The organism is Polaribacter sp. PL03 (assembly GCF_033875165.1).
GTDB lineage: Bacteria > Bacteroidota > Bacteroidia > Flavobacteriales > Flavobacteriaceae > Polaribacter.
Genome location: NZ_JAWZSV010000007.1, coordinates 130,079 through 147,060, shown reverse-complemented (window position 1 = coordinate 147,060; position 16,982 = coordinate 130,079). Strand labels below are relative to the sequence as shown.

The 16,982-nt window shown below is 29.8% G+C and carries 18 protein-coding genes and 2 tRNA genes; 6 read left to right on the top strand and 14 right to left on the bottom strand.

The features are described from left to right. Nucleotides 1-10 precede the first annotated feature (10 nt). Nucleotides 11-739, top strand: a complete 729-nt coding sequence (locus SHK09_RS14495) for an RNA methyltransferase (protein ID WP_319811504.1) — start codon at nucleotides 11-13, stop codon at nucleotides 737-739. A gap of 30 nt (nucleotides 740-769) precedes the next feature. Here the strand turns inward: SHK09_RS14495 and SHK09_RS14490 are convergent, their stop codons facing one another. From SHK09_RS14490 to SHK09_RS14470, 5 genes are all read right to left on the bottom strand, one after another. Next, nucleotides 770-1,477, bottom strand: a complete 708-nt coding sequence (locus SHK09_RS14490) for a porin family protein (protein ID WP_319811503.1) — start codon at nucleotides 1,475-1,477, stop codon at nucleotides 770-772. A 2-nt stretch (nucleotides 1,478-1,479) separates the two neighbouring features. Then, nucleotides 1,480-2,211, bottom strand: coding sequence for a bifunctional demethylmenaquinone methyltransferase/2-methoxy-6-polyprenyl-1,4-benzoquinol methylase UbiE (ubiE, locus tag SHK09_RS14485; protein WP_319811502.1), 732 nt, complete (start codon nucleotides 2,209-2,211; stop codon nucleotides 1,480-1,482). A gap of 3 nt (nucleotides 2,212-2,214) precedes the next feature. Next, nucleotides 2,215-3,120 carry a NifU family protein gene (locus tag SHK09_RS14480; RefSeq protein ID WP_319811501.1) on the bottom strand — a complete coding sequence of 302 codons (906 nt, stop codon included), beginning with the start codon at nucleotides 3,118-3,120 and terminating at the stop codon, nucleotides 2,215-2,217. Nucleotides 3,121-3,260: 140 nt separating this feature from the next. Continuing rightward, nucleotides 3,261-4,643: a hemin receptor gene (locus SHK09_RS14475; protein ID WP_319811500.1), complete on the bottom strand. Its 1,383-nt coding sequence runs from the start codon at nucleotides 4,641-4,643 to the stop codon at nucleotides 3,261-3,263. Nucleotides 4,644-4,671: 28 nt separating this feature from the next. After that, nucleotides 4,672-5,862 (bottom strand): hypothetical protein, encoded by a 1,191-nt coding sequence (locus SHK09_RS14470; RefSeq protein WP_319811499.1) that lies wholly within the window; start codon nucleotides 5,860-5,862, stop codon nucleotides 4,672-4,674. A gap of 179 nt (nucleotides 5,863-6,041) precedes the next feature. On the opposite strand from SHK09_RS14470, the gene proS reads away from it, so the two are divergent. The 5 genes from proS to rpsT (SHK09_RS14445) all read left to right on the top strand — a co-directional run bounded on the left by proS (nucleotide 6,042) and on the right by rpsT (SHK09_RS14445) (nucleotide 8,610). Beyond that, nucleotides 6,042-7,520 carry a proline--tRNA ligase gene (gene proS / locus SHK09_RS14465; protein WP_319811498.1) on the top strand — a complete coding sequence of 493 codons (1,479 nt, stop codon included), beginning with the start codon at nucleotides 6,042-6,044 and terminating at the stop codon, nucleotides 7,518-7,520. Nucleotides 7,521-7,616: 96 nt separating this feature from the next. Further along, nucleotides 7,617-7,688 (top strand) — tRNA-Glu (locus tag SHK09_RS14460). Nucleotides 7,689-7,721: 33 nt separating this feature from the next. Then, nucleotides 7,722-7,973: a 30S ribosomal protein S20 gene (gene rpsT / locus SHK09_RS14455; protein WP_319811497.1), complete on the top strand. Its 252-nt coding sequence runs from the start codon at nucleotides 7,722-7,724 to the stop codon at nucleotides 7,971-7,973. Between the two features lie 281 nt (nucleotides 7,974-8,254). After that, nucleotides 8,255-8,326, top strand: a tRNA-Glu gene (locus tag SHK09_RS14450). Between the two features lie 32 nt (nucleotides 8,327-8,358). Continuing rightward, nucleotides 8,359-8,610 (top strand): 30S ribosomal protein S20, encoded by a 252-nt coding sequence (rpsT, locus tag SHK09_RS14445; protein WP_319811497.1) that lies wholly within the window; start codon nucleotides 8,359-8,361, stop codon nucleotides 8,608-8,610. Nucleotides 8,611-8,904: 294 nt separating this feature from the next. Here the strand turns inward: rpsT (SHK09_RS14445) and rodA are convergent, their stop codons facing one another. The 9 genes from rodA to SHK09_RS14400 all read right to left on the bottom strand — a co-directional run bounded on the left by rodA (nucleotide 8,905) and on the right by SHK09_RS14400 (nucleotide 16,954). Next, a complete protein-coding gene (gene rodA, locus SHK09_RS14440) occupies nucleotides 8,905-10,185 on the bottom strand; it encodes a rod shape-determining protein RodA (protein WP_319811496.1) in 1,281 nt (426 codons plus the stop codon). Continuing rightward, entirely contained in the window at nucleotides 10,166-12,055 is a 1,890-nt protein-coding gene (gene mrdA / locus SHK09_RS14435) for a penicillin-binding protein 2 (RefSeq protein ID WP_319811495.1), read from the bottom strand. Before mrdA ends, rodA begins: the two co-directional genes overlap by 20 nt. Beyond that, on the bottom strand, nucleotides 12,055-12,558 hold the full coding sequence (mreD, locus tag SHK09_RS14430) for a rod shape-determining protein MreD (protein ID WP_319811494.1): 504 nt from the start codon (nucleotides 12,556-12,558) through the stop codon (nucleotides 12,055-12,057). Before mreD ends, mrdA begins: the two co-directional genes overlap by 1 nt. Further along, nucleotides 12,551-13,375, bottom strand: a complete 825-nt coding sequence (mreC, locus tag SHK09_RS14425) for a rod shape-determining protein MreC (RefSeq protein WP_319811493.1) — start codon at nucleotides 13,373-13,375, stop codon at nucleotides 12,551-12,553. Before mreC ends, mreD begins: the two co-directional genes overlap by 8 nt. 19 nt (nucleotides 13,376-13,394) lie before the next feature. Continuing rightward, entirely contained in the window at nucleotides 13,395-14,423 is a 1,029-nt protein-coding gene (locus SHK09_RS14420) for a rod shape-determining protein (RefSeq protein WP_319811492.1), read from the bottom strand. 78 nt (nucleotides 14,424-14,501) lie between these two features. Further along, a complete protein-coding gene (purH, locus tag SHK09_RS14415; protein WP_319811491.1) occupies nucleotides 14,502-16,031 on the bottom strand; it encodes a bifunctional phosphoribosylaminoimidazolecarboxamide formyltransferase/IMP cyclohydrolase in 1,530 nt (509 codons plus the stop codon). Nucleotides 16,032-16,121: 90 nt separating this feature from the next. Beyond that, entirely contained in the window at nucleotides 16,122-16,250 is a 129-nt protein-coding gene (locus SHK09_RS14410; protein WP_319811490.1) for a hypothetical protein, read from the bottom strand. 33 nt (nucleotides 16,251-16,283) lie between these two features. Beyond that, on the bottom strand, nucleotides 16,284-16,412 hold the full coding sequence (locus tag SHK09_RS14405) for a hypothetical protein (protein WP_319811489.1): 129 nt from the start codon (nucleotides 16,410-16,412) through the stop codon (nucleotides 16,284-16,286). An 89-nt stretch (nucleotides 16,413-16,501) separates the two neighbouring features. Continuing rightward, a complete protein-coding gene (locus SHK09_RS14400; RefSeq protein WP_319811488.1) occupies nucleotides 16,502-16,954 on the bottom strand; it encodes a GAF domain-containing protein in 453 nt (150 codons plus the stop codon). Nucleotides 16,955-16,982: the final 28 nt, after the last annotated feature.

Sequence of the window (16,982 nt, the reverse complement as noted above, 5' to 3'; positions counted from 1 at the left end):
GACACAATTAATGAGTATCTCAAAAAATCAACTAAAGTTAATAACAAGTTTATCGCAAAAAAAGTATAGACAAAAGCATAATTTATTTATTGCTGAAGGTATAAAAGTAGTAAACGAATTAATTAATTCTTCTTTTGAGGTAGCAACACTTTTTTGCACAGAAGATTTTAATACCATTGTTTCTAAAGATTTAATTACCTTAATTTCTGAAACAGAATTAAAGAAAATTAGCACTTTAAAATCACCAAACAAAGTTTTAGGTTTATTTAAAATTCCTGAAGAAAAACCTCTTAAAAATTCTGAATTAATTATTGCGTTAGATGCTATTAACGATCCTGGTAATTTAGGTACAATTATTCGTTTGTGTGATTGGTTTGGCGTTTCTCAATTAATTTGTTCTAAAGACACTGTAGATTGTTACAACCAAAAGGTGGTACAAGCTTCTATGGGTTCTTTAACCCGTATTTCTATACATTATACAGACCTAAAAAACTACCTATCTAAAACAACCTTATCAACTTTTATTGCAGATATGGATGGTGAAAACGTTTACAAAACTACGTTACCTAAAGAAGGAGTTCTTGTTATGGGAAATGAAGCCAATGGCGTTTCTGATGAAATTAAAGCCTTAATTCAGAATAAAATATCGATACCTAGATTTGGTGAAACACAAGAAACAGAAAGTTTAAATGTTGCCACAGCAACTGCTATTCTATTAAGTGAATTTAAACGCAGTTAACTTCTAAAAACTATTATTACTGCGTAAAAATTATTCGAAAGCAAAATTTAAGAAAACACCACGAGTACCCATAAAATTTACTGGAGCTGTCCATCTACTATTTGGGTCATCATCATATTTAATCTCATTATTCATAGCAAAAACGCCACGAATTGATGGTGAAAACTTAAAATAATATAAATAAAAATCTATACCCACACCTACTTCATACATAAAGTTATGGGTCTTCATTCTAAATTGACCTGCAGAATTATCATCTTGGTTGGCCTCATTACTAGAAAAGTTATAATCGTAAGATACTCCTGCTAATAAATACGGACGAATATTTTTATATCTATCTGTACTAAATTTAAAAACCAAAGGAATATGTAAATAAGTAGAACCTATTTCTCTAATACTGTCTTGTGGAGTTGAAGAACTATTTAAATGATTAAATAAAATTCTTTTAGAATTACTTACTAATCCTGGTTCTAAACGTAGATTTAAGTTTTTATGCAAACGTAAATCTGCTATTAAACCAACGTTAAAACCTGCAGTTGATTCTACAGTTATGTTTGCATTTACAACACTACTTTCTCTTAAATTTAATTTAAAGTCATTCTGATTCAACCCTAAATAAAAACCATAATGTATTTTGTTTTTATCGAAGGTTGGTAAATATTCTACCGTTTCTCTTTGTGCAAAAAAAGCGACAGAAGACAATAAGAAAAATCCAAAAATTAAAATTCTTTTACTCATAATTATTTACTTGCAGTATAAATTGTTGCAACTCCAAAAGTTACAGGTTTATGTTCTGTATTGGTAAACCCATTTTTTTGTAAAATATTGTTAAAGGCTTCTCCAAAAGGAAAAGAATTTGCAGATTCAGACAAATATGAATACGCAACCTTATCTTTAGAAAACAGTTTACCTACAATTGGTAAAAATAAATTTGTATATAATTTATAACCTTGTTTAAACGGAAAATTAGTTGGGTTAGACGTTTCTAAAATAACTAAAACTCCTGTTGGTTTTAAAACTCTTGCTATTTCTTTAATTCCTTTATCTAAGTTCGCAAAATTTCTAACACCAAAAGAAACTGTAATCGCATCGAAAGTATTGTCCTCAAATGGCATATCCTCAGAATCTCCAACAATCATTTCTATTTTATCAGAAAGTTTTGCTTTGGCTATCTTTTGTTTTCCTACTTCTAGCATTCCTGCAGAAATATCTAAACCTACTATTCTATCTGGTTTTAATGCAGACATCATTAAAGCTAAATCTCCTGTTCCTGTGGCAATGTCTAATATTTGTTTTGGATTGTTTTTACCAACAATTTCTACAACTTTTTTTCGCCATTTCACATCAATACCCAAAGAAATTACACGGTTTAAACCGTCATAATTACCAGAAATATTATCGAACATTTGTGCTACTTGTTCTTTCTTTCCTAAATTAGAATCTTTGTATGGATTTATTTTTTCTGCTGACATTTTTTATCCATTTATTGCTACCACTTCATTAATTTGATTTGGAAGCATTTCTTTTAATAAATTCTCTATTCCGTTTTTTAAAGTTGCTGTAGAAGAAGGGCAACCACTACATGCGCCTTGTAAAATTACACTAACAACTTTATTCTCTTCGTCATAAGAACGAAAAGCAATATTACCACCATCTCCGGCAACTGCAGGTTTAATGTATTCGTCTAAAATATCTACAATCTGAGCAGCTATTCCTTCTAGAGCAACTACTGGTGTTTCTATTTCACTTTCTGTGGCAGCAGTTTCTTCTTTTGGTAATTCTTTAATAATTGTTTTTCCGTCGGCTAAATATTCTCTAATAAAAGTTCTAACTTCTCCGTAAACTTCATTCCATTCTACCATATCATATTTGGTAATAGAAATATAATTATCAGAAATAAAAACTTCTTTTACAAACGGAAAATTAAAAATTGCTTGCGCTAATGGCGATGATGCATTAGCTTCATCTATGTTTTTAAACTCAACATCTGTTTGTGTTAATGCTTTGTTTGTACCAAACTTCATTACTGCTGGGTTTGGTGTTACCTCTGCATACACTTCAATTGCTTCTTTTTTTGATGTTTTTTGTTCGTTTACAACAACATTACCATCATTTAAATACGCTTCTATCTGTTCTTTTACCTCTTCCTGGACATCAATCCACTCTAAAATATCGAAACGCTGAATTGCAATAAAATTGGCTGTAATAAATACCTTCTTTACAAATGGTAAATAAAATAATTCTTGCGCTAAAGGAGAGTTTTTAGCTTCATCTATATTGTTAAACTCATAACTACCACCATTAATTAAAATAGTGCTACTGTTATATTTAATTATAGTATTATTGGTAGTTTCTTGTATGGTGATTTTAGTATCTGACATGTTCTAAAAATTGAATTGCAAAATTAAGGGAAAAAAGATAGATAAGATTATTTTAATGGAATAAAACTTCAAAACTCCGTTAAAAAGAACAATTTGAATGTCATCTTTAACGGAGTTTTGACTTTATATGCTAACGTAACCTATAAGTTTATAGTAACCGTAGCGGTAAAAACGCTATTGTCTATTTTTAGATTTGCAGAATTTACATTAAAATTAGGGTAAAAATTATAAGGTGCTGTTCTATTATTATTACTGTAAGCAAAATCTAGTTTAAAGTTTCCAAAATCATAACCTCCTCCTAACGAATAGCCTTCTAAGTTATCTGAATCTAAAGCTAATTTATCTGGACTCTGTTCATACTTATAACCTCCTCTAATACTAAACCTATCGATACGCCATTCTGAACCTATGTTAACAGCATGTGTGTTTCTTAATTCATCTTGAAAAAATTGATTTTCAATCGAAAAATCTGCGTTAGACAATTTTATACCTTTATAATTCTTATTAATATAATCTATACTTAACAAACCATTTTTTCCAAATATAAAAGCAGCACTTGCTGTTAACTTACTTGGCGTCTTAAACCTGTACACAAACCTTTGTGAAGGAAAATTCCCACCAGTAGTATTATCGTAAATTGTATTATTGTTACTAACAACTATTTCGGTGTCTCCTTTAAAACCATCATTATTTACAATATTAGACTCTTCTAATAATTCTGTAAACCAAGTTGGTGTTTGGTAAGACAAACCAAATCTAAAATTTTGGTTAGCTTTATAAATAAAACCAGCATTTAATGAAAAACCTGCACCAGACGTGAAGTTTTCTTGATATAAACTTGCATCTAAAGTGTTTCCATTACCATCACTATTAAGCTCCACCAAAGTAGAACGTTGAGAAAAACTTAAATCAGAAAAATTTAAACCAAGACCTAAGTACAATTTATTTTTATGAACTGAAGAAAAAGCAATATTCATTTCACTTATTTCACCCGTATAATTATTAAAATAACGTTGCTCATCTGCAATATTATAATCTATAGTTGGTGTATTATTATCTAAAGGAAAATCTCTAAAAGTTGCAATTCCGCTATTTCCTCTAGCATCAAAACTACTAGCAAAGTCTTTATTTATTTTATAATTAAAACCTATTGCAAATTTATTCCAATCAGATTTATAAGCACTGTCAAAAACCAAGACTGCTCCTGCTTGAGATAGGTTAAAAAAACTATCTTCATTATTTCTAGATGTACCATAATAATTAGATTTTATAGCTGTGTTTCTAGAATTAAGAGAACCTGCAAAAGAACTATTATTATAAACAGCTAAACCTGCTGGGTTTATGTTCATCACAGAGATATCTCCTCCTAATGCTCCAAAAGCACCACTCATAGAGGTAAATCTTGCTGTTCCGTTTCCATCATCTTGAGAAAACAGTAGCGCTAAATCCTGGTATCCTAAAGATTGAGAATAGGATGTTAATGTTACTGCGAATAATACCGCTAATGTTAGAATTTTTTTCATTTTAATATTTTTCTAATGTTATAAAATCTTAGTTTCTTCTTCTAGATGAAGATGAACTTCTACTAGAACTACTTCTTGTTGATGAACCGCTATTAGAGCTACTTCTTGTAGAAGAAGAATTTCTAGCAACCGAAGTTCTTGTAGGTGTACTTGTTCTTCTCGATGTAGTAGAAGAATTTCTTCCTGGAGCAACATAAGTTGCTGTATTTCTACTTCTTACAGCACTAGCTGCTCTGTTTACATTACTTATATTGTTTCTTCTTGTAGAAGATGAACTCCTTCTAGTACTAGAAGAACCAGTACTTCTTCTAGTAGATGAACCGCTTCTTGTAGAAGAACTTCCTCTAGATGATGAGCTTCTTCTTGTATTACTAGAGTTTCTAGACGTATTTGTAGAACTTCTTCTAGTTGTTGTTGAAGATCTTCTTGTTGGTGTTGTAGTTGTTGAACTTCTTCTTCTCGTTGTAGAAGAACTAGGTGTTCCGCTAGTACTTCTTCTTCTAGATGTAACTGATGAATTTCTTGAATTTTCGTTACCTCTTCTGTATATATTGTTAGTTGCTGTTCTTCTACCGTAAGTAGTATTTCTAGAATATCTGTTGTTATAGTTGTTGTAATTATTATATCTATAAGGTCTTACTCCTCCGTAATATGAATTGTAGAAACCATTATTCCAACCCCAAGCATAGTTATTGTGGTATGGATGCCAATAAGGATTGTAACCCCAATTATTATAACCCCAACCATTTCTAAAACCCCAGTTATTGTAACCATAAGAATTATAGCCCCAATTATTGTAGCCCCAATTATTATAAGAAGGTCCGTAACTGTTCCAATAAGGATCGTTAATTAAATTCACATTAACAACAACATCATTATCAGATTCATTTCCCCAAGAAGGATTCGTATTATAATTTAAATCATCTTCTGTATATAAATTGTCTGCAGAATTATAAGAATCTACATCCGTAAAGACATCATTGTCATTTAAATTATCTAAACGTTCTAATTCATTTGTAAAGTAATTATTGTTATAATCCTTATAACCAGCTTCATCTACAACAACAACTTTATTTTCTGTTTGATTGTTTGTATCGCTACCATAAATACCGTCATTATTATAAGCACTCTGGTAAGTACCGCAAGACACCAAAATTAAATTTGCTGTAATAAATAAGAGAAATTGGTTTATGTTGCGTTTTTTATGTGATAGTTTCATATGACTTGTTTTTAAGTAAACATTAATTTTGACGAAAAATTGTTGAACAAAAAAATCTAAACTTTACTTGGTCTCTAACCTTTTTGTAGTAATTTTGTATTGTTTGATAAAAATACAAAACATTCTTTTAACATAAATTTCACTTTAAAGGTAACAATATTTGTGCCAAACTTTTAACTATGAGTAAACATTTAACAAAAAGAGCAGACGATTATTCTAAGTGGTATAACGAGTTAGTTGTAAAAGCAGATTTAGCTGAAAACTCTGCTGTAAGAGGCTGTATGGTTATAAAACCTTACGGATATGCTATCTGGGAAAAAATGCAAGCAGAACTAGACAGAATGTTTAAAGAGACAGGGCACGAAAACGCCTATTTTCCTCTTCTTGTTCCAAAAAGTTTGTTTGAAGCTGAAGAAAAAAATGCAGAAGGTTTTGCCAAAGAATGTGCAGTAGTTACACATTATAGACTACAAAACGACCCTGACAACCCAGGTAAGCTAAGAGTAGATCCAGATGCTAAGCTAGAAGAAGAATTAGTTGTTAGACCAACTTCTGAAGCTATAATATGGAATACATATAAAGGTTGGATTCAATCTTATAGAGATTTACCTTTATTAATAAATCAATGGGCAAATGTTGTTCGTTGGGAAATGCGTACACGCTTATTTTTACGTACAGCAGAATTTTTATGGCAAGAAGGGCATACAGCACATGCAACAAAAACAGAAGCTGTAACTGAAGCAAAACAAATGCAAGATGTTTATGCAGAGTTTGCAGAAAACTTTATGGCAATGCCAGTTGTTAAGGGAATAAAATCTGATAGCGAACGTTTTGCAGGAGCAGAAGATACCTATACTATTGAAGCCTTAATGCAAGATGGAAAAGCATTACAAGCAGGAACAAGTCATTTTTTAGGTCAAAATTTCGCAAAAGCTTTTGATGTAAAATTCACATCTAAAGAAGGAAAAAAAGAATATGTTTGGGCAACCTCTTGGGGAGTTTCTACTCGTTTAGTTGGTGGTTTAATTATGACACATTCTGATGATTTAGGTTTAGTATTACCCCCTAAATTAGCACCCATTCAAGTTGTAATTGTACCTATTTATAAAGGTGATGAGCAATTAGAGGCAATTTCAGAAAAAATGAATGTTTTTGTTAAGGAATTGAGAGCAAAAGGTATTTCTGTTAAGTTTGATACTAGAGATACATACAGACCAGGAGCTAAATTTGCAGAATACGAATTAAAAGGTGTTCCTGTTAGAGTTGCAATAGGAAATAGAGATTTAGAAAACGGAACTTTAGAAATAGTAAGAAGAGATACTTTAGAAAAGCAAACTGTTAATCAAGATGATGCCGTTTTATTCATAGAAAATCTTTTAGAAGAGATACAAGAGAATTTATTTAAAAAGGCAATAGACTTTAGAAAAGAACATACAACAGTTGTAGATGATTTTAAAGAGTTTAAAAAAGCTATAAAGAGTAAAGGTGGTTTTGTTTCTGCGCATTGGGATGGTACAGAAGAAACTGAAGACAAAATAAAGGAATATACAAAGGCAACTATTAGATGCATTCCAAATGATGCTAAAGAAGAAGTTGGAGTCTGTGTTTTAACAGGTAAACCATCCTCTAAAAGAGTGCTTTTTGCCAAGGCATATTAATTTAGAAAAAAAAATAACATTTTTTTATAAAATTGTTGCGGGAGTTAAAAAACGTTGTATATTTGCACCCGCAATTGAAACGTATTTAATTGTTATGGTCCGTTCGTCTAGGGGTTAGGACGCATGGTTTTCATCCATGTAACACGGGTTCGATTCCCGTACGGACTACAAGTTTTAATAAAAAAAACGAATTAAGAAATTATGGCAAATCACAAGTCAGCATTAAAGAGAATTAGAAGTAACGAAGCTAAAAGATTACGTAATAAATATCAGCATAAAACTACTCGTAATGCTGTTAGAGATTTACGTGCATCTGAAGACAAAAAAGAAGCAGAAGGTAAATTAAATACCGTTATTGCTATGTTAGACAAGTTAGCTAAGAACAACATTATTCACAAGAATAAAGCTTCTAACTTAAAATCTAAATTAACAAAGCACGTAGCTGCATTGTAAGGTTTTAGTTCTTTAAAAAAATAAAAAACTCTGAATATTAATATTCAGAGTTTTTTTTTGCTCATTATTTAATTTTATACTCAAATTTATTACAAATCAATAAAGTAAAGTAAACACTTAATTACAAGCCTATTAAAGAGAAATTTAAAGTATTTTTCTTCAAAAAAAAATATTCTAAATTAACTATTTTATAAAAAACAACATATTTTAAAATGATTGCTTGCAGATATTAAAAAACATTGTATATTTGCAGCCGCAATTAAGACGTATTTAATTGTTATGGTCCGTTCGTCTAGGGGTTAGGACGCATGGTTTTCATCCATGTAACACGGGTTCGATTCCCGTACGGACTACAAGTTTTAATAAAAAAACGAATTAAGAAATTATGGCAAATCACAAGTCAGCATTAAAGAGAATTAGAAGCAACGAAGCTAAAAGATTACGCAATAAATATCAGCATAAAACTACTCGTAATGCTGTTAGAGATTTACGTGCATCTGAAGACAAAAAAGAAGCAGAAGGTAAATTAAATACTGTTATTGCTATGTTAGACAAGTTAGCTAAGAACAACATTATTCACAAGAATAAAGCTTCTAACTTAAAATCTAAATTAACAAAGCACGTAGCTGCATTGTAAGATTTTAATTCTTTAAAAAATTTAAAAACTCTGAATATCAATATTCAGAGTTTTTTTTTGTTTTATACCTAACAGAAGAATTAAGTATAAATAGATTCGTTATGTAAATTAAATACGATTAAACAACTACTTAGCTCTACAAATTTATATACTCTAAGTAAGATACTTTAAGCTTTAAAAAGGGTGTTTATAGCAGAATATTGATCAAGTTGAATTTCTTACAAGTAATTAAAGTAAAATTATTAGAATACACCGTTTAAGCAACAATAGTTGCCTAGTTTCTTATTCGCTAATCTACCAATCATAATTTTTATGAGCATCTAATCTTATAAAAATAAATAGTAAAATTGTAAATCCCCAAAGAGCAGAACCACCATAGCTAAAAAAAGGCAATGGTATACCTACAGTTGGCAGTAAACCTATAACCATACCTATGTTTACAATTACGTGAAAAAACAAAATTGACGCTAAACTATAACCGTAAATTCTACCAAACTTATTTGTATGTGTCTCTGCCAGATAGATAACACGGTACATCATTAACATAAATAGTATAATAACAAAAGAACTTCCTAAAAAACCCCATTCTTCACCAATAACACTAAAAATATAATCGGTATGTTGTTCTGGCACAAAATCTCCTTGTGTTAAATCTCCTTTTAAGAATCCTTTACCTCCAAAACCACCAGAACTAATTGTTAATTCAGATTGATGCGAGTTATAACCAATACCTTGGTTATCCTTTTTTAAACCTAAAAGAATCTCGAAACGATCTCTATGATGTTGCTTAAAAACATTATTATAAGCGAACCCTGTTCCTAAAATAAATAGACCTACAATAAGATAAACACCTAAAACTTTGTACCAATTAAAACGAAGAAAACGCTTACCTCCTCTATAGGCTGCATAAATTGTAAAAATAGTTATCAATAAAAACAAAATAGATAGTACCCAAACAGAACCAAATAAAATGGTAGAAATAAATAATACAATTGCTAAAGCACCTAAAATTATGTAATTTAAAGTTAACCCTTCTCTATGAAGTACAAAAAAGAAAGCTAAATATATAAGAGCAGAACCAACATCTGGTTGTAATGTAATTAATAAAGCAGGAGTAAATATAACTACAAAAGCTTTAATTTGATTTTTAACCAACTTAAAATTATACTGCCTATCACTTATTAGTTTCGCGACCGCTAAAGCCGTAAATGCTTTTACAAACTCGGATGGCTGTAATCCTAAAACACCAAAATTATACCATGATGTAGCACCGTTTATTGTTTTACCAAAGAGAAACAACCCAACAAGTGATAATAGAGATACAATATATAGTATACTAGAAAACTTCTCGTAAAATTTTGCATTAAAAAAAAGAATAATAATTATTAACGGAATTGTTAAACAGATAAAAATCAGTTGTTTTCCGTATTTGGTTGTAAAACTTAATAATTCTACATCTTCACTTGATTTTGAAGCTGAATAAATATTTAACCAACCAAAACCAACTAAAATTACAAACAGAATTACCAAAAGCCAATCGATACCTGCAAAAATATTATTTCGTTCCTGACGCAATTTCTTCTATTTTAGGAATTAATTTATCATATTGAGTTTGCAAACTAATATTTAACATACGTGTTTCTCTATACTTTGTAGCTTTAGAAATTTCACCATTTAAATATTTTTCTATCATTAAACTAGTAATAGGAGCTGCAATAGTAGAGCCATAACCACCATTTTCAACAAAAATGGCAATTGCTATTTTAGGATTATCTTTTGGCGCAAATGCAACTAAAATAGAATGATCTTCTAATTTTTTTCTAATTCCACCAACAATAGCATAATTTTCTGACGTACCTGTTTTACCACAAATTTCTATACCTTCTACCTGAACTCTGCTTCCTGTACCTGTTTTAAAAACCTCGTGCATAGCTTCAATTACAGGGTTAAAATGTTCTTTATCTATAGTAGTTTCTTTTTTTTCTGTAAAATTAGGAAAATCAATTGCATTCTTGTCTACCTCCTTTAAGATATGAGGCGTGTAAAAGAAGCCTTTATTTGCAATTGCTGCTGTAAAATTAGCCAATTGAATTGGTGTTGTTTGCACTTCACCTTGCCCTATTGCATTAGAAATATTAGTAGAAGCATTCCATCTGTACTTATATGCATCATCATAGTATTTTCCTACAGGAATAAAACCAGGACTACCTTGAGGTAAATCGTAGCCTAAATAATTACCCAAACCAAAACTTTTTACATGATGTGCCCAATTGTCTAGACCCTCTGAAGGTTTATGATTTTTTTCGACTATTAGTTTGTATGTATTAGAAAAATAACTATTGCAAGATTTAGCAATTGCTGTTTTTAGTTTTATTGGTTTACCATAAATACCACAATGGCACTTCATAAATTCTCCTTTCCTATTCCCATACTTATAACCGCCATAACAATAAAAATGACTGCTATTTGTAATAACACCTTCTTGTAAACCAATTAATGCATTCATCATTTTAAAAGGTGAACCAGGAGGATATGAAGCTTTTAAACCTCTATCATAAGTAGGTTTATCTAAATTGTCTGGATCCATTAGAACTGCTGAGTTCTTAGAACGTTTTCTACCAACCAACATGTTAGGATCATATGAAGGCGCAGTAACCAAAGCTAATATTTCACCAGAAGAAGGCTCTATTGCAACAATACCACCTCTTTTACCTATCATTAATTTTTGAGCGTATTCTTGAAGCTTAATATCTAACGTAAGCGTTAAATCCTTTCCATTAATAGCAAGTGTATCTTCTTCTCCGTTTTTAAAAGACCCTGTAATTTTATTTAAATTATTTCTCTTAAAATACTTCTTACCTTTTCTACCTCTTAAAAAATCTTCATATTGTTTCTCTATACCATCTTTACCAATTAATTCTCCTGCTTGGTAATATGTATTAGTTTTTGCTAGCTGATCATTTACTTCTCCAATATATCCTAAAACATTTGCTGCTGCATTTATAGGGTACTTTCTAATTATTCTTTTCTGAATAAAAAAACCATGATACTTATGCAATTTCTCTTGAAGAAAAGCAAAGTCTTCTTTTGCTAATTGTTTCAAGAAAACGGAAGGAAGATAAGATGCATAATGATCTGCTTTATTAAATCTCTTTAAAAAATCTTCTTTATCTATCTTTAAAAGTTTACAAAACTCTAAAGTATCTAAAGGTTGTACTTGATTTGGTTGAATCATTACATCATATGATAACTGATTAGCCACAAGTAAAACTCCATTTCTATCATAAATATATCCACGTTCCGGATAATCATATTCCGTTTTAACGGCAGAACTATGAATAGGATCTGAGCTATCATTTCTAACTATTTGTAGTTGAAACAAACGACCAATAAAAATTACACCTACTATTGTAATTAGAAAGTAAAGTAAAAAACTTTTTTGCATTATTGTTTTTTAGAAAAAATAAAAATTGCTAGGAAATATAGTATTAACGTAAAAACACTAGAATAAAGTGTGTTTAATAATACATGAGAAATATTCTGAAAACTAAAGTTAGCAAAAGAAAACAATATAAAATGATGCAATACTGTTAAAGTTACAACATAATTAAATTTCTTACCAAAAGGCTCTAATCTTAATTTAAAAAAAGTATAGTCTGTTTCATATTTTCTAAAAAATACTTTTATAAAAAACAGCCTAAAATATGCTATTGTTAAAGTTGAAAAAGCGTGAATTCCGCCAGAATCTGAGAAAAAATCGATACTTAAACCTAACATGAAAGCTATAAACAAAAAAGAAAATCTATTTTTCTTTAAAGGATATAAGAAAATAAAAATAATATATAAATAAGGGTTTACATACCCTAAAAACAGAATATTGTTCAGTACAAAAACCTGAAGCAAGACCAAGAATATAAAAAGAAGTACGAAAAAGATTGTCTTATTCATTTAATGGTGTTTCTAAAGATTCTATTTCTTCTTTGTGCAGATTTTTAATAACATAAACTGGTCCAATATTACTCATATCATTAAAAAGTTTTACATCAATTGCATTATCTACAGTATTCTCTTTATTAATTTTATAAACGGTACCAATTAAAATTCCTTCCGGAAAAATAGTAGACTTACCACCTGTTTCTATAGTGTCACCAATTTTTACAGGTGCTTGTCTTGGTATATCTGTTAATTGAACAATATTATAATCTAAACCATTCCATTTTAGTGTTCCAAAATAACCATTTTTTAACCTGGCATTTAGCTTGCTATTTTTATTAAGAATAGATTGTACTCTGGTATACTTAGAAGAAGTATTGTCTGTAATTCCTATAACTCCTCTTCCATTAACAACTGCCATTTCTTTTTTTAAACCATCCACTTCTCCTTTATCAATAGTTATAAAATTAAATGCATTTGCATAATTATTATTGATAATCTTCGCGTTTGAAAAAGAATATTTTTGATGGAATTTTATAGTATCAATAACAATTGAATCCGAAGAAAAAGGGCTATTTGTTTTTTGTTCTAAAAAATTTCTTAAACGTGTGTTTTCGTCTAAAAGTTCTTGATTTACAGATTTTAGACTAAAATAATCTGAAATACCCGAAGCTTTATCATACATACCTCCTGTTAACGAATTAGCAGAATTTACATATTTGCTTTTATGAAAATTAAGATTATTAAAAGTAAGTGTTAAAGCAATTAATTGCAACAACAAAAAGAATAAAAAAAATTTAAACTTTTGAAAAAAGTAAATAAGTTGTTGCATTTTAAGACTGCTAAAAAGATTATTTCATTAATACATTTTTGTATTTCCCTAATTCTTTTAAAGCAATTCCTGTACCACGAACTACGGCTCTTAAAGGATCTTCTGCAACATAAACAGGTAAATCTGTTTTTCTAGAAAGTCTTTTATCTAAACCTCTTAACATAGAACCTCCACCTGCTAAATAAATACCTGTATTGTAAATATCTGCAGCTAATTCTGGTGGTGTTTTAGACAATGTTTCCATAACAGCATCTTCTATTCTTAAAATAGATTTATCTAGTGCTTTTGCAATCTCTCTATAAGAAACTTGTACTTGTTTTGGCTTACCACTTAACAAATCTCTACCTTGAACTAACATGTCTTCTGGCGGAGTTTCTAAATCTTCTGTAGCGGCACCAATTGTAATTTTTATTTTTTCGGCAGTAGTTTCACCCACATGTAAATTATGTTGAGTACGCATGTAATACATAATATCATTTGTAAATAAATCTCCTGCAACTTTTACAGATTGATCGCAAACAATACCAGCTAAAGCAATAACTGCAATTTCTGTTGTACCACCTCCAATATCAATAATCATGTTTCCTTTTGGCTCCATAATGTCTATTCCAACACCAATTGCAGCAGCCATAGGCTCATAAATTAAATAGATTTCTTTAGCATTCATATGCTTTGCAGAATCTCTAACAGCACGTTTTTCTACTTCTGTAATTCCAGAAGGAATACAGATAACCATTCTTAAGGCTGGTGGAAATAGCTTCTTTTTAATTGATGGAATTTGCTTAACAAATTCTTTAATCATTTCTTCTGAAGCTTGAAAATCTGCTATAACACCGTCTTTTAGTGGACGAATCGTTTTGATATTTTCATGGGTTTTTCCTTGCATTAAATTGGCTTCTTTACCAATAGCAATAATTTTACCCGTAGTTCTATCTCTTGCGACAATAGAAGGACTATCGATAACAACTTTTCCGTTGTGAATTATCAATGTATTTGCGGTTCCTAAATCGATCGCAATATCTTCCGTCATAAAATCAAAAAAACCCATAAAATATCTTTGTTGTATTATTTTAACTATAGTATTACAAATCTACTAAAATTCTGATTGTAAATTACCTATAAATTATTAATGTTTAAAATGTCTAGTTCCTGTCATTACCATAGAAATATTGTTTTCATTACAATAATCTATACTTAATTGATCTTTTATAGAACCTCCTGGTTGTATAACACTTTTTATACCTGCATTATCTGCAATTTCTACACAATCTGGAAAAGGAAAAAAAGCATCACTTGCCATTACACATCCATTTAAATCGAATTTAAAAGAATTTGCCTTTTCAATTGCTTGGTTTAAAGCATCTACTCTACTTGTTTGTCCTGTTCCACCAGCTAACAACTGTTTATTCTTTACTAAAATAATTGTGTTAGACTTGGTGTTCTTACATAATTTAGAAGCAAACAATAAATCATCTAACTCAGATTGAGTTGGTTTATTGTTGGTAACATACTTTAAATCTTCTAATTTATCTGTAATACTATCTTTGTCCTGAACTAAATTACCATTTAAACAAGTTCTAATTGTTGTTGTAGGCAATTCAACTTCTTTTTTTATTAAGATAATTCTATTTTTCTTACCTTTTAAAGTAGCTAAAGCTTCTTCAGAATAACTTGGCGCAATAACAACTTCACAAAATAATTTATGAATTTCTTCTGCTGTAGCAGCATCTATTTCTGTGTTTGCTATTAAAACACCTCCAAAAGCAGAAACAGGATCTCCTGCTAAAGCATCTACATACGCTTCTTTAATAGTTTCTCTTTGTGCAAAACCACAAGCATTATTATGCTTTAAAATTGCAAAAGTTGGTGCTTCTCCTTTAAATTCTTCAATTAAATTTACAGCAGCATCAACATCTAATAAATTATTATAGCTTAATTCTTTACCATGAAGTTTATCGAAAATAGTTTCTAAATCTCCAAAGAAATAACCTTTTTGATGAGGATTTTCTCCATATCTTAAAACCTGTGCATTTGTTTCACTTACTTTTAAAGCAGGCTCTTCACCAGCATTAAAGTAATTAAAAATTGCAGTATCGTAATGTGAAGAAATATTAAAAGATTTTGCAGCAAATTTCTTTCTTTGCTCTATAGTAGTTTCTCCTTTATTCTCAGACAATACAGATAAGAAATCATCATATTGATCCATTGAAGAAACCGTAAAAGTATCTTTAAAGTTTTTTGCAGAAGCTCTAATTAAAGAAATACCACCAATATCAATCTTTTCTACAATATCTTGCTCAGGAGCACCTGAAGCAACTGTTTTTTCAAACGGATATAAGTCTACTATTACTAAGTCTATTTGAGGAATATTATATTCTTCTAACTCTGCAACATCACCTGCATGATCTTGTCTGTTTAAAATTCCTCCAAAAACTTTTGGGTGTAATGTTTTTACTCTTCCTCCTAAAATAGAAGGATAAGATGTAACATCTTCTACAGGAACTACATCTATACCAAGTTCTTTAATAAACTTTTCTGTTCCTCCTGTTGAATAAATAGTAACATTTAATTCATTTAATTTTCTTACAATTGGCTCTAAACCATCTTTGTGAAATACCGAAATTAATGCGGATTTAATTGTTTTTGAAGTGCTCATTTAGTGTTGTGTTGTTAAGCACGCGAATTTAGTAAAATGAACCTTGCAAGACAATAAAAGATAGTAACAAAAACCAGAAGTAATTAACAACTAGTTTACTTGTACTTTTGTTTTAAAACTTTCTACCAAAGCATTGTAATTTCTTGGCTCTCTTTTTTCTTCGTTTTTTCTAGTTATATTTAAAATTCTAGATAAAATATTGGAGGTAGATTTTCTCATTTTAGGGGGTAAAAATAAAGTTAGGGGTAAAAACTATTCTGCTGCTTCTAAAAAATTATGAAACCATTGCACAAAATTATTTGTCCAAGATTGTCTTTTTTTAACAAAATTTGGGTGATTGTTACGAACAGCAACAGAGGTATTGTATTGTTCTTTTCTCATTATTTAGGGATTTAATGATTATAGAATTACTATAAAATTAATAATTGGATTAAACAAATATATAAAAAAAACTTAAATAAGCACTATTTCTATAAAATAGTTGCTACTTGTTTACAAATATATTCTAAAAGTTCTTCGTCTTTATCTGTAAAAACATTTGCTGTATGAGAATCTATATCAATTTGACCAATATTTTCTTTATTAACAAAAATAGGAATTACAATTTCCGACTTTACCTTCCAACCACAAGAAATATAATTATCTTGCTCAGAAACATCTTGTACAACAAAATTTTCATTACTTACAGCTACTTGCCCACAAATACCTTTACCAAAAGGAATAATAGTATGCTCTGTTTCTTCACCAGTATATTGTGCTAATTTTAATTCGTCCTTGTCTCCGTTTTTAAAATAAAAACCAACCCAATCATAATAAGAAATTTCACTTTCTAACAAATCGCAAATTGCTTGTAACCTAACTTCTAAACTATCATTTAGAGAAATTATGCTTTCAACTTTATTTTTTAAGATATCTATTTCCATTTTTCGTATATTCGTTGTAAGATTATTA

Excerpts from the sequence above, each read along its gene's own strand:
- rpsT (WP_319811497.1), top strand. The coding sequence starts at position 8,359 with ATGGCAAATCACAAGTCAGCATTAAAGAGAATTAGAAGCAACGAAGCT.
- SHK09_RS14405 (WP_319811489.1), bottom strand. The coding sequence starts at position 16,412 with ATGAGAAAAGAACAATACAATACCTCTGTTGCTGTTCGTAACAATCAC.
- SHK09_RS14480 (WP_319811501.1), bottom strand. The coding sequence starts at position 3,120 with ATGTCAGATACTAAAATCACCATACAAGAAACTACCAATAATACTATA.
- rpsT (WP_319811497.1), top strand. The coding sequence starts at position 7,722 with ATGGCAAATCACAAGTCAGCATTAAAGAGAATTAGAAGTAACGAAGCT.
- SHK09_RS14490 (WP_319811503.1), bottom strand. The coding sequence starts at position 1,477 with ATGAGTAAAAGAATTTTAATTTTTGGATTTTTCTTATTGTCTTCTGTC.
- mreD (WP_319811494.1), bottom strand. The coding sequence starts at position 12,558 with ATGAATAAGACAATCTTTTTCGTACTTCTTTTTATATTCTTGGTCTTG.
- SHK09_RS14400 (WP_319811488.1), bottom strand. The coding sequence starts at position 16,954 with ATGGAAATAGATATCTTAAAAAATAAAGTTGAAAGCATAATTTCTCTA.
- purH (WP_319811491.1), bottom strand. The coding sequence starts at position 16,031 with ATGAGCACTTCAAAAACAATTAAATCCGCATTAATTTCGGTATTTCAC.
- SHK09_RS14420 (WP_319811492.1), bottom strand. The coding sequence starts at position 14,423 with ATGGGTTTTTTTGATTTTATGACGGAAGATATTGCGATCGATTTAGGA.
- SHK09_RS14475 (WP_319811500.1), bottom strand. The coding sequence starts at position 4,643 with ATGAAAAAAATTCTAACATTAGCGGTATTATTCGCAGTAACATTAACA.
- SHK09_RS14470 (WP_319811499.1), bottom strand. The coding sequence starts at position 5,862 with ATGAAACTATCACATAAAAAACGCAACATAAACCAATTTCTCTTATTT.
- mreC (WP_319811493.1), bottom strand. The coding sequence starts at position 13,375 with ATGCAACAACTTATTTACTTTTTTCAAAAGTTTAAATTTTTTTTATTC.
- proS (WP_319811498.1), top strand. The coding sequence starts at position 6,042 with ATGAGTAAACATTTAACAAAAAGAGCAGACGATTATTCTAAGTGGTAT.
- SHK09_RS14410 (WP_319811490.1), bottom strand. The coding sequence starts at position 16,250 with ATGAGAAAATCTACCTCCAATATTTTATCTAGAATTTTAAATATAACT.
- mrdA (WP_319811495.1), bottom strand. The coding sequence starts at position 12,055 with ATGCAAAAAAGTTTTTTACTTTACTTTCTAATTACAATAGTAGGTGTA.
- ubiE (WP_319811502.1), bottom strand. The coding sequence starts at position 2,211 with ATGTCAGCAGAAAAAATAAATCCATACAAAGATTCTAATTTAGGAAAG.
- SHK09_RS14495 (WP_319811504.1), top strand. The coding sequence starts at position 11 with ATGAGTATCTCAAAAAATCAACTAAAGTTAATAACAAGTTTATCGCAA.